At 66.0% G+C, this 12,254-nt stretch carries 6 protein-coding genes and 2 pseudogenes; 5 read left to right on the forward strand and 3 right to left on the reverse strand.

Annotation, left to right across the window (positions count from 1 at the left end; genetic code table 11):
• Nucleotides 1–15: 15 nt before the first annotated feature.
• From nirB to LO50_RS09320, 4 genes and pseudogenes are all read left to right on the forward strand, one after another.
• Complete coding sequence (nirB, locus tag LO50_RS09305; protein WP_003300054.1) at nucleotides 16–2,574, forward strand: nitrite reductase large subunit NirB; 2,559 nt, start codon at nucleotides 16–18, stop codon at nucleotides 2,572–2,574.
• Nucleotides 2,574–2,957 (forward strand): nitrite reductase small subunit NirD, encoded by a 384-nt coding sequence (nirD, locus tag LO50_RS09310; RefSeq protein WP_003300055.1) that lies wholly within the window; start codon nucleotides 2,574–2,576, stop codon nucleotides 2,955–2,957. Before nirB ends, nirD begins: the two co-directional genes overlap by 1 nt.
• Nucleotides 2,958–3,023: 66 nt before the next feature.
• Nucleotides 3,024–3,836: pseudogene (locus LO50_RS09315) on the forward strand (formate/nitrite transporter family protein).
• 59 nt (nucleotides 3,837–3,895) lie between these two features.
• Nucleotides 3,896–5,617 (forward strand): bifunctional protein-serine/threonine kinase/phosphatase, encoded by a 1,722-nt coding sequence (locus LO50_RS09320; protein WP_234464875.1) that lies wholly within the window; start codon nucleotides 3,896–3,898, stop codon nucleotides 5,615–5,617.
• On the opposite strand, the gene LO50_RS09325 is transcribed toward LO50_RS09320, so the two are convergent.
• Nucleotides 5,614–7,584, reverse strand: a complete 1,971-nt coding sequence (locus LO50_RS09325; RefSeq protein ID WP_003300059.1) for a DEAD/DEAH box helicase — start codon at nucleotides 7,582–7,584, stop codon at nucleotides 5,614–5,616. The genes LO50_RS09320 and LO50_RS09325 overlap by 4 nt on opposite strands.
• 207 nt (nucleotides 7,585–7,791) lie before the next feature.
• On the opposite strand from LO50_RS09325, the pseudogene LO50_RS23830 reads away from it, so the two are divergent.
• Nucleotides 7,792–9,976, forward strand: a pseudogene (locus tag LO50_RS23830) (hybrid sensor histidine kinase/response regulator).
• Nucleotides 9,977–9,998: 22 nt separating this feature from the next.
• On the opposite strand, the gene LO50_RS09345 reads toward LO50_RS23830, so the two are convergent.
• Both LO50_RS09345 and LO50_RS09350 read right to left on the reverse strand, forming a co-directional pair.
• Nucleotides 9,999–11,960, reverse strand: coding sequence for a PhoX family protein (locus LO50_RS09345; protein ID WP_044314805.1), 1,962 nt, complete (start codon nucleotides 11,958–11,960; stop codon nucleotides 9,999–10,001).
• Nucleotides 11,961–11,988: 28 nt separating this feature from the next.
• Nucleotides 11,989–12,254: energy transducer TonB (locus tag LO50_RS09350; protein WP_044314806.1), on the reverse strand; the 266-nt coding region annotated here is incomplete at its 5' end.

The raw sequence follows: 12,254 nt of genomic DNA on the forward strand, positions 1-12,254 counted from the left end.
GACTGAGGAAAGGCCATGAGTTCTACCGTCACTCCGCTCACGCAAGAAAAACTGGTCATCGTCGGCAACGGCATGGTCGGTCACCACTGCATCGAACAGCTGATCGAGCGCGGCGCCCTCACCCGCTACGAGTTGCATGTGTTCGGCGAGGAGCGCCAGCGTGCCTACGATCGCGTGCACCTGTCCGAATACTTCGGCGGTCGCGATGCCGAGTCGCTGGCCATGTGCGAGGCCGACTACTACGCCAGCCACGGCGTCTACACCCATCTGGGCATTCAGGTGCTGGGCATCGACCGCGAGCGCAAGGAGGTCGTCACCAGTGCCGGCCGCCAGCCCTACGACCAGCTGATCCTGGCCACCGGCTCCTACCCCTTCGTGCCGCCAATCACCGGCGCCGAAGGCAGCGCGCGACTGGTCTACCGCACCCTCGACGACCTTGATGCGATTCGTGCGGCCGCCAGCGGCGCCAAGCGCGGTGTGGTGGTCGGTGGCGGTCTGCTCGGTCTGGAAGCGGCCAACGCGCTGAAGTCGCTCGGCCTGGAAGCGCATGTCGTCGAATTCGCCCCGCGCCTGATGCCGGTGCAGCTGGACGCCGAAGGCGGCGCAGCATTGAAGGCTCGCATCGAGGCGCTGGGCGTCGGCGTGCACCTGTCGCGCGCCACTCAGGAGATCGTTACCGGCGAAGACTACGCCTGGCGGATGAACTTCACCGACGACGAATTCCTCGAAACCGACCTGATCGTGTTCTCCGCCGGCATCCGCCCGCAAGATGCCCTCGGTCGTGTCGCGGAGCTGGAGATCGCCCCGCGCGGCGGCATCGTTATCGACAGCGAATGCCGCACCTCCGACCCGGCGATCTTCGCCATCGGCGAGTGCGCCAGCTGGAACGGCAGCGTGTTCGGCCTGGTCGCCCCGGGCTACAGCATGGCACGCGGTGTCGCTGCGCAACTGGCCGGCGAACCGCACGAGCCCTTCTACGGCGCCGACATGTCGACCAAGCTCAAGCTGCTCGGCGTGGATGTAGGCTCCATCGGCGATGCCCACGGCGCCACGCCGGGCTCGCGCAGCTACCGCTTCATCGACGAGGCGACTGCCAGCTACCGCCGCCTGGTAGTGTCCGCCGATGGCAAGCGCGTGCTCGGCGCAGTGCTGGTCGGTGACAACAGCTACTACGACACCCTGCTGCAGTATGCGCAGAACGGCATCAAGCTGCCGGCCGATCCGTCCGCGCTGATCCTGCCGCAGACCGAAGGCGCTCCAACCCTTGGCCCGGACGCCCTGCCGGCCAGCGCGACCATCTGCTCCTGCCACAACGTCAGCAAGGGCGCGGTGTGCTGCCAGGTCGACGCCGGCGTCACCGATCTCGGCGAGCTCAAAGCGGCAACCAAGGCGGCCACCGGCTGCGGCGGCTGCAACGCCCTGCTCAAGCTGGTGTTCGATGCCGAGCTGGCGGCGCGCGGCGTCGCGGTGGACAAAAGCCTTTGCGAACACTTCGCCTACACCCGCCAGGAGCTCTACGGCATCGTCCGCGTCGAGGGCATCCAGAGCTTCACCGAACTGCTGGCCAAGCATGGTCGCGGCCATGTCGGCTGCGACATCTGCAAGCCGGCGGTGGGTTCGATCCTCGCCTCCTGCTGGAACCAGCCGATCACCGATCCGGCGCTGATTCCGCTGCAGGACACCAACGACACCTTCATGGCCAACATGCAGAAGAACGGCACCTACTCGGTGGTGCCGCGCATCCCGGGCGGTGAGATCACGCCTGAGGGACTGATCGCCATCGGCCAGGTAGCGAAGAAATACGACCTCTACACCAAGATCACCGGCGGCCAGCGCATCGACCTGTTCGGCGCTCAGCTGCACGAACTGCCGGAGATCTGGGGCGAACTGATCGCAGCCGGCTTCGAAACCGGCCACGCCTACGGCAAGAGCCTGCGCACGGTGAAATCCTGCGTCGGCAGCACCTGGTGCCGTTACGGCGTACAGGACAGCGTCGGCATGGCGCTGCGCCTGGAGGATCGCTACAAGGGCCTGCGGGCGCCGCACAAGATCAAGTTCGCCGTATCCGGTTGTACCCGCGAATGCGCCGAGGCGCAGAGCAAGGACATCGGCGTGATCGCCACCGACAAAGGCTGGAACCTCTACATCTGCGGCAACGGCGGCATGCGCCCGCGGCACGCCGAGCTGTTCGCCACCGACCTCGACGACGAAGTGCTGATCCGCACCATCGACCGCGTACTGATGTTCTACGTGCGTACCGCGGACAAGCTGCAGCGCACCTCGGTCTGGCGCGAAAGCCTGGAAGGCGGCCTCGATTACCTCAAGGCCGTGATCCTCGACGACAGCCTGGGCCTTGCCGCCGAGCTGGAAAGCCAGATGCAGCACGTGGTCGACAGCTACCAGTGCGAGTGGGCCAACGCCATCAGCGACCCGGAAAAGCTCAAGCGCTTCCGCACCTTCGTCAACGACGGCCGCGGCGACCCCGACATCCACTTCGTCAAGGAACGCGGCCAGCGCCGGCCGGTACGCGCCAGCGAACTTCACCTGATCCCACTTACCCAGGAGGTGCTCTGATGAGCCAGTCCAACGTCGTTCGTCTCGACTCCCGTTCCGCCGCTCCGGCGGCCTGGCAGGCACTGTGCAGCCGTGCCGATTTGGTCGCCAACTCCGGTGTAGTGGCCTGGCACGAAGGCGCCCAGGTGGCGCTGTTCCACCTGCCCGAAAATGCTGAAGGCGAGCAGTTGTTCGCCATCGACAACCGCGACCCCAAGTCCGGTGCCAACGTCATCGGCCGCGGCATCGTCGGCAGCCTCAAGGGTGAGCTGGTGATCGCCTCGCCGCTGTACAAGCAGCACTTCCGCCTGGCCGATGGCAGCTGCCTGGAATACCCCGAACAAAGCCTGCGGGTATGGCCGGTGCGCCTCAATGGCGATGCCGTGGAAATCGGCCTCGTGTGAATTCAGCGCTGTCCCTAAAGACCTTCGCTCAACAGCCTTCTGCCAACTACTCAAGAGCATCACGCAATGTCCTACATAATCCCTTCGGAGTTCGCCACCAAGATGGTGGACGCCGGTGAATCGAAGATATTCATGTCCACTCGCGACACCCTGATCCGCGCCTTCATGGCCGGGGCGATCCTCGCCCTCGCCGCGGTGTTCGCGGTGACCATCACCGTGCAGACCGGTTCACCGCTGATCGGCGCCATGCTCTTTCCCGTGGGCTTCGTCATGCTTTACCTGATGGGGTTCGACCTGCTGACCGGGGTGTTCATGCTCACCCCGCTGGCACTGCTCGACCGTCGCCCCGGGGTAACCGTCGGCGGTGTGCTGCGCAACTGGGGCTGGGTTTTCCTCGGCAACTTCGGCGGTGCGCTGACCGTGGCCTTCATGATGGCCTTCGTCTTCACCATGGGCTTTTCCACCGAGCCGGGGCCGATCGGCTAGAAGATTTCGCACATCGGCGAGGACCGCACCCTGGGCTATGCCGAGTTCGGCGCAGCCGGCTGGGCGACCATCTTCCTGCGCGGCATGCTGTGCAACTGGATGGTCTCGATGGGTGTCGTCGGCGCGATGATCTCCACCTCGGTCAGCGGCAAGGTCATCGCCATGTGGATGCCGATCATGCTGTTCTTCTTCATGGGCTTCGAGCATTCGGTGGTGAACATGTTTCTGTTCCCCTCGGCGATGATCATGGGCGGCGACTTCTCGGTGATGGACTACATGCTCTGGAACGAGATCCCCACCGCACTGGGCAACCTGGTCGGCGGCCTGGCCTTCACCGGCCTGACGCTTTACACCACCCACGTGCGCACCGCCCCCAAGCGCACCGTCTACTGACTTTGGAGTGAACGAAGGCCCCGGCTCGCATGCGCGCCGGGGCTTTTGCGCAGATGAAGATGCCCAGCCAACTCGCCATTTCCCTCGGCCAGCATTCGGACCGCGGACGCAAACCGGCCAACCAGGACTTTCACGGCGCCTGCGTGCCCAGCGATGCCCAGCTCGTCAGCAAGGGCATCGCCATCGCGCTGGCCGACGGCATCAGCAGCAGCGAGGTCAGCCATGTCGCCAGCGAAACCGCGGTGGCGAGCTTTCTTTCCGACTACTTCTGCACCTCCGACGCCTGGTCGGTGAAGCAGTCGGCGCAACGGGTACTGGTGGCGATCAACTCTTGGCTGCATGCGCAGACCCGCCACAGTCCGCACCGCTATGACCGCGACCGCGGCTATGTCTGCACCTTCAGCGCGCTGGTGCTCAAGTCGGCCAGCGCGCACCTGTTCCACGTCGGCGATGCGCGCATCTATCGACTGCGCGACGGCGGCCTGGAACAGCTGACCGAAGATCACCGCGTGCGCGTGTCGGCGGATACCAGCTACCTCGGCCGCGCGCTGGGCATCGACCGGCACCTGGAGATCGACTACCGCACCCTACCGCTGGCGGTCGGCGATCTGTTCCTGCTCGCCACCGATGGCGTCTACGAGCACATCGGCGCACGGGAGGTGGCGCAGCTCGTTGCCGAGCATGGGGACGAGCTCGACCTGGTGGCGCGCCGGATCGTCGAGCGGGCATTGGCCAACGGCAGCGACGACAACCTCACCGCACAGCTGGTACGCATCGACAGCCTGCCGGAGCAGGCCGTCGACGACGTACAGCGACAACTCGGCGAACTGGCGCTGCCGCCGCTGCTGGAACCGCGCATGCAGTTCGACGGCTACCGCATCGTCCGGGATCTGCACATCAGCAGCCGCAGCCACGTACACCTGGCTGTCGACGAAGCCAGCGGCGCCAAAGTGGTGCTGAAGACGCCGTCGATGGATCTGCGAGGCGACCCCGCCTATCTGGAGCGCTTCCTGCTGGAGGAGTGGATCGCCCGCCGGCTGGACAACCCCCACGTGGTCAAGGCCTGCCCGCCGCCACGGCAGCGCCGCTACCTGTACACGGTGAGCGAATTCATCGATGGCCAGACGCTGGCGCAGTGGATGCTCGACCATCCACAGCCGGACCTGGAAACCGTGCGCGGCATCGTCGAGCAGATCGCCCGCGGCCTGCGCGCCTTCCATCGCCTGGAAATGCTGCACCAGGACCTGCGCCCGCAGAACCTGATGATCGACGCCACCGGCACCCTCAAGATCATCGATTTCGGCTCGACCCGCGTCGCCGGGCTGGCCGAGCGCAATGCGCCGGGTACGCAGGACAACCTGCTCGGCACCGCCGCCTATACCGCGCCGGAATACTTCCTCGGCGAGGCCGGCACGCCGCGTTCGGATCAGTATTCGCTGGCGGTGATCGCCTATCAGCTGCTCAGCGGTCGCTTGCCCTACGGCGCCGACGTCGCCAGGGCACGCACCACCGCAGCGCAGAAACGCCTGTGCTATCAGTCGCTGCGCCATGCGCAGCGCGATATCCCGGCGTGGATCGACGAAGTGCTGGGCAAGGCGCTGCATCCCGATCCGGCGCGGCGCTATGCCGAGCTGTCGGAGTTCGTCTTCGAGCTGCGCCAGCCCAACCCGGCGTTTCTCAACCGCGCCCGCCCGCCGCTGCTCGAGCGCAATCCGCTGCTGTTCTGGAAAGGCCTGTCACTGCTGCTGGCCGGTACAGTCGTTGCGCTGCTGTTGCGCTAGCCGCGCTGGCGCAACAGTGCCGTGGCACCCTGAGGCTTGCGCGTGTACCAGAACACCCGGCTGACGCCGCGGGTGATCGCCACATAGCCCAGGCGCAGGCTTTCATCGGCCATGGCCTGGTCATAACTGTTGCGGAAGAAACCGGAGTAGGCATACAGCGCATTGCGCAGCGGATGCGGCTGCACCGGGGCGCAGTCGTCGATGATGATCGCCACCTCGGCCTGCAATCCCTTGGCACGGTGGATGGTGTAGGCCTTGACCGGCAGCTTGCGGTCCAGCTGCGTCTGAATAGTGCGCAGCGGCTCGTTGCGCCGGCTGAGCAGCAGCACCGCGGTGCGTTCGCGGCTTTGCCGTTCGGCCACATGGGCACATTGCGCGGTGATCGCCTCGATCAGCTTCGGCAGGCCGTTGTTCAGGTCGAAACCGGTGACCAGCCTTACCCCGTGGTCACCCGGCTGCGTCGGCTTGCATGGCCGGCTGGTCTTGGCCTGCTTGAACTGCACGCCGGCCAGCACCGCCTCGCCATCGCGAATCACCGGTTCGATGGAGCGGTAGTTGGTTTCCAGCAGCAGCGTCTCGCTGCCCTTGGCGCCACGCCGCGGGAAGTACTTGTCGAAGTCCATGAACAACTCCGGCGAACTGCCGCGCCAGCCATAGATCGACTGCCAGTCGTCACCGATGGCCATCAGGCTCGGGCTGGCCTTCTGTCGCGCCAGCTGGCGATGCAGCGCCTGCAGCCATTGGACGATCTGCGGGGAGATGTCCTGGAATTCATCGATCAGCAGATGCTCGAACGGCGCAAGACTGGCCTGCGGCACATCCTTGCCAGAGCTCAAGCGCTCGGTGAGTTGTTGAAAGGCCTCATTGAAGGTCATCAGCCCCTGCTCTCGCAACGCCGCTCTGAAGTAGCCATGAAAGCTCACCAGCGCTTCGACGAAATCCCGCTCGCGCGCCGCGCACTGCAATCTGGTCGCTTGCAGCTGGTCGATGCGAATGCCGATGCTCTCGATAAACCCAGCCTGGGCGTAGAAGGCCTCGTACAGCGGCAGTGGCGTGAACTCGCCGGCCAGGGTGAAGGTGGCGCCCGGCGCTTTCGGTGCAGCGCGCTTGCCCTGCTCGGCTTCGGTCGCAGGCTCAGGCAGATCGAGCAGGCGGTGCACCCGTTCACGGAATGTCGCCTGCTCGGCGTAACACTGCTGATAGGCCTGTTTGAGCAAACGCGTTTGCGCCGGTCGCAGGCGCGCGGAAGCCAGCGGATTATCGGGTTCGTCGGCCGCGGCGGCCTTGTCGTCCAACTGCTCGAACCACACCGGCCGGGCCAGCACCTCACGCGCCAGCTGCGCCATGGCCGAATGGAAGGTGCGCACGCACTGGCGCGCCTGCTGCGCATCGAACGGCACCTGCCAGAAGCCAAGCACCCGCACCAGCTGTTCGCGCAGCTGCGCGCAGGAGGCATTGGTAAAGGAAATGACTGTCAGCCGCCCAGGCTCGACGCCCATGTGGCAGAGCATGAACACCACGCGCAGCAACAAGGTGGTGGATTTGCCGGAGCCGGCACCGGCGAAGATCCGCGTCACCGGGCTGCGGCTGAGGATCATCGCCCATTGCTCGTCCGACGGCGCGCTGATGATACCCGCGACCACCGCCTGCTCGACGCGGTCTCGCATCGCCTGAACCTTGGCGTCATCCACCTTCAGTTGTGCCGCTGCGTAGATCCCCTGCGCTGCCGTCCCCCGCGGCTTGCCGGCAGCGCGAGCCGGCCCCTCCGACTTGCTCTTCGGCTTGGCCTTGGCTGCAGGTTTGCCCTTGCGCTTGGCGGCCGCAGCCTTGTTCGTCTTGCCGGGCGCACTGCCCCAGCGACGAAACAACAGCTCGTCCTCTTCGCGCAGATGGGCCGAGGTACGTGGAAAACAGCGCTGCAGCACCCCGGCGACCAGGGCCCTGTAGCGCTTGACGGCAGAAAGCATCGGAAATCACCGTGAGCATTGCATATCGTTGATATGGTACGGGTTTTCCCCTGTACCCTGGCCGCTGCAAGGACGAACTGCAGCGAATGGCACCATCAACCTCCTGCCTCGCCGGCACGACTTCCCGGGCAATCGGTTGTCCGAGCTGAACCAGCTCTCGCCTGTACAGCCCTGCCCTGTCTTCACACCGGATACGGATCGCTACTGATGGACCCAGCAGCACACCTCTCGCCTGACGACTCGAACCACGCATTCCTCCCCGCCGGCGGCGCGCTCGGCGCACTGATTCGCCGCTTCGACTGGTCGCAGACGGCGCTGGGACCGCTGGCGGAATGGCCGTCGAGCCTGAAGACCGTCACGGCCATGCTGCTGCTTTCGCCGACGCCCATCGCGCTGCTCTGGGGCGAGCGCGGCGCCATGATCTACAACGACGCCTATTCAGAGCTCGCCGGCAGCCGACATCCGCAGTTGCTCGGTTCTGAAGTACGCGAGGGCTGGCCGGAAGTCGCCGAGTTCAACGACAACGTGATGAAGGTCGTCCTGGCTGGCGGCACGCTGTCGTACAAGGATCAGGAACTGGTGCTGTACCGCAACGGCCGCCCCGAGCACGCGTGGATGAATCTGGACTATTCGCCGGTGTTCGACGATCAGGCGCAGCCGGCCGGCGTGATTGCCCTGGTGGTGGAAACCACCGAGCGGGTAATGGCCGAACGCGAACTGCAAGGCCAGCAGGTACGCCTGCAACAGATGTTTGAACAGGCACCCGGACTGATGGCGATGCTGCGCGGCCCCGAACACGTCTTCGAAATGGTCAACCCGGCCTATCTGCGGGTGGTGGGCGAGCGCGACGTCATCGGCAAGCCGGTGCGCCAAGCGCTGCCGGAGGTCGAGCGCCAGGGCTTCATCGACATTCTCGACCGGGTCTACCGCAGCGGCACAGCCTTCGTCGGTTCCGGTATCCGGGTCGGCCTGCAGCGAACCCAAGGCGAGCCGGAGGAAGAGCGTCTACTGGACTTCGTCTTCCAGCCGGTGACCGATGCCAAAGGGCGTATCACCGGCATCTTCATCGAGGGATATGACGTCACCGAGCGCGCCGAGGCCGAACAAGCCCTGCGCCAGAACGAGCAGCGCCTTCGCTTTCTCGATGCGCTGGCCAAGGAAACCGCTCGCAGCATCGACGCCGACGCCATCCTGACCATCACCACACGCATGCTCGGCGAGCATCTCGGCCTGTCCAGTTGCGCCTACGCCGACATGGATCCGGACCAGGACGGCTTCACCATCCGCGGCGACTGGGCTGCCCCCGGCTGGCGGCATCGCCCACGACTTCAACAATCTGCTGATGGCCGTGCTCGGCAGCCTGGAGCTGTTGCGTCGGCGCATGCCGGCCGATCCGGCCCTGCTGCGCCTGGTGGACAACGCCCGCGCCGGTGCCGAGCGCGGCGCCTCGCTCACGGCACGCATGCTCTCGTTCGCGCGCAAGCAGGAACTGCACAAGACGCCGATCGATCTGCGCCAGTTGATCCAAGGCATGCAGGCACTGCTGCTCAGCTCGCTCGGCCCGACCATCCAGCTGGACGTGGATCTGCCGCAGCGACTGGCGCGGGTCAAGACCGATCCCAACCAGCTGGAAACCGCCCTGCTCAACCTCGCCGCCAATGCGCGCGACGCCATGGCCGGCGAGGGCCGTATCCTCATCGTCGCCGAACAGGTGACGCTGTCCAGCGAGCAGCACGGCCTCGCCGCCGGGCGCTACGTTCGCCTGAATGTCAGCGACAGCGGCACCGGCATGGACGAGACGACGCTCAAGCGCGCGGTCGAACCGTTCTTCACCACCAAGGGCGTCGGCAAGGGCACCGGTCTCGGCCTGTCGATGGTGCATGGCCTGGCCGAGCAATCCGGTGGGCGACTAGTGCTGCGCAGCAGCCCCGGCGCCGGCACCACCGCGCAAATCTGGCTGCCAGCACTGGAGGACGAGTCAGCCGCGGAACCGACTCGCAGCCCGTCACCGCACGACCTCCCGCGCAGGACCATGCGTCCGCTGTCCGTGCTGGCGGTGGACGATGACGAACTGGTGCTGTTCGGCACCGCCGGCATGCTGGAAGCCGCCGGCCACCACGTCTTGACGGCCCGCTCCGCTGCGCAGGCGCTGGAGCTGCTGCAGGTGGCGCAGATCGACATGCTCATCACCGATCACGCCATGCCGCTGATGAGCGGCGCACAACTGGCGGCCGAGGTACGGGTCAGCCGACCGGAGCTGCCAATCCTGCTGGTGTCCGGTTATGCCGAACTGCCATCGGCCACCCCGGCGCTGCCGCTGCAGCGACTGGCCAAGCCCTTCACCCAGGACCAGCTGCTGGACGCCATAGAGCAGCTGCGTGGCAGCTCCTGAACAGATGGCGCCGGCGTGATCGTCAGCTGCCGATCACGCCGCCATCGTCCTTCGTGATCAGCACCGTTGAAGAGCGCGGGCGTGACTGGCCGTCGCTGGCCGGAAAGCTCAGCCCCGGGTGCTGCACGTTGATCCACATGGCGCGGTAGTCCGGGCTCCAGGTGATGCCGGTGATCTCGCAACCCCGCGGCCCGACCAGGAAACGCCGCACCTCGCGCGTTTTCGGATCGGCACAGAGCAGCTGATTGGTGCCCATGGCCTGCATCACCGCTTCGTCATCGTCGAAATCGGTTTCGATCCACAAGCGCCCGTCACGATCGAAGGCCAGCCCGTCCGGTGATGAAAAGATGTCACCGTCGATGGTGCCGATCAGGTTGGCGGCGACCGGCCGGCCCTGGGCATGCCGCGCACCGCGACGCTCGCCGGCGAGCAGGAAGACTTCCCACTGGAAGCGCGTCGCCGCCGGGTCGCCGCCCTCCTCCTGCCAGCGCAGGATCTGCCCGTGCAGGTTGTTCGGTCGCGGGTTGGCCTTGTCCAGCGGCTGCTTGGTGCCGCGCCCGTCATTGTTGGTCAGGGTGACGTAGACCTCGCGGCTATCGGGATGCACCGCGACCCACTCCGGCCGGTCCATCGGCGTCGCGCCGGCGCGGTCGGCGGCGGCACGGGCGTTGAGCAGCACCTCGGCCTGGCTGGGGAAGCCGTTTTCCGCGGTCAGGCCATGCTCGCCGTGCACCAGCGCCAGCCACTGGCCACTGCCGTCGGCATCGAAACGCGCGACATACAAGGTGCCCTCATCCAGCAAGCGGCGGTTGGCCGCGTCCGCACCGGGCACGTAGCGGCCGCTGGGAACGAACTTGTAGACGTACTCGCCCTTGGTGTCGTCGCCTGAGTAGAACGCCATGCGCCCGTCCTCGCCCAGCGACAGCACCGAGCACTCGCGGCAGTAGCGGCCGAAAGCGGTGCGCTTGACCGGCGTGCTCTGCGGATCGAACGGATCGACCTCCACCACCCAGCCGAACCGGTGCGGCTCGTTGACGAAGCCGCCATGGGGTTGGCCTGCCTGCGGCGTGGCATCGAAACGCGGATCGACCGTGCCCCAGCCGTAGAGCTTGCTCATGCCGCTGCCAGCGATGCCGTAGCGGTTGTGCGAGACGCGCGCGGCGAGGTCGTCGGCGTCGTGGTTGACGAAGTAGTTGTGCCAGTTCTCCTCGCAGACCAGATAGGTGCCCCAGGGCGTGAACCCGCTGGAGCAGTTGTTAAGCGTACCGAGCACCGTCCTTCCTTCCGGGTCGTCCATGGTCTGCATCGCTGCATGGCCGGCCAGCGGCCCGGCAATGGCCATCGGCGTCATGCCGGAAATGCGGCGGTTGTAGGGTGAATCCATCACCCGCTGCCATTCGCCCTGCGCATCCTTGCGCACCTCGATGACACTCAGGCCATGGGCCGCCTGCTCCTTGCGCACCTGTTCCAGCGGGCGCCGGCCATCGACCACGGCGATGCCTTTTGGATGCAACGTCGGGTTGACGTACTCGTGGTTGATGGCCAGCAGGCCGCGGCTGTCGGGCGCGTCGGGAAACGGGAAAAAATGCATGCCGTCGTGATTGTCGCCGGCCTGCCTGAGCTGGGCTTGCCAATCGTCGCTGGCATCCGGCTGCCACTCGGGTGCGTCGGCATGCACCGGATCGCCCCAGGAGAAGAACACCCGGGCGCTGTAGCCCGGCGCCACCTCGACACGGTCGAAATGCGGGTCGAGCTGGGTCGGGATACCTTCGAAGCCGAGCAGCGAATCGCCCCGGGTCGCGGCTCGCGCGCCGGCCATCCCGCCGCCGAGAAAGGCGATACCGGCCAGGCCGAGCCCACCCTTGAGCAGCCCGCGCCGGCGGTGATCAATCGCCTGCTGCAGCGGCACGTTGCCGCTCGGATTGACCGGTTGGTCGTCATGAGCACCCACGCTCGCGTGAAAATCGGTGAAATCCTGTTTCATCGAAAACGGTTCCTGAGTCGTAACGGCATCATTCGATGCGGTAATGGAAGGTGTTCTTTACGTCGGGCACGGCAACCGCGCGGCCTTCGACGATGCGCGGCTGGTAGCGAAAGCTCTTGGCGGCGGTGAGTGATGGGCGGATGAATAGCGGATGGCAGTCGCCGACCACTTCGGGCGAGCGCACGCGACCCTGCACATCGACCGTGTAGCTGACCGTGCAGGAACCCTGAAGCCCGGAGTCCAGCGCCCGTTGCGGGTAGACCGGCGGCTTTTTGGCAATCGGCAGGTACTGCC

The sequence above is a fragment of the Stutzerimonas stutzeri genome (assembly GCF_000935215.1).
GTDB lineage: Bacteria > Pseudomonadota > Gammaproteobacteria > Pseudomonadales > Pseudomonadaceae > Stutzerimonas.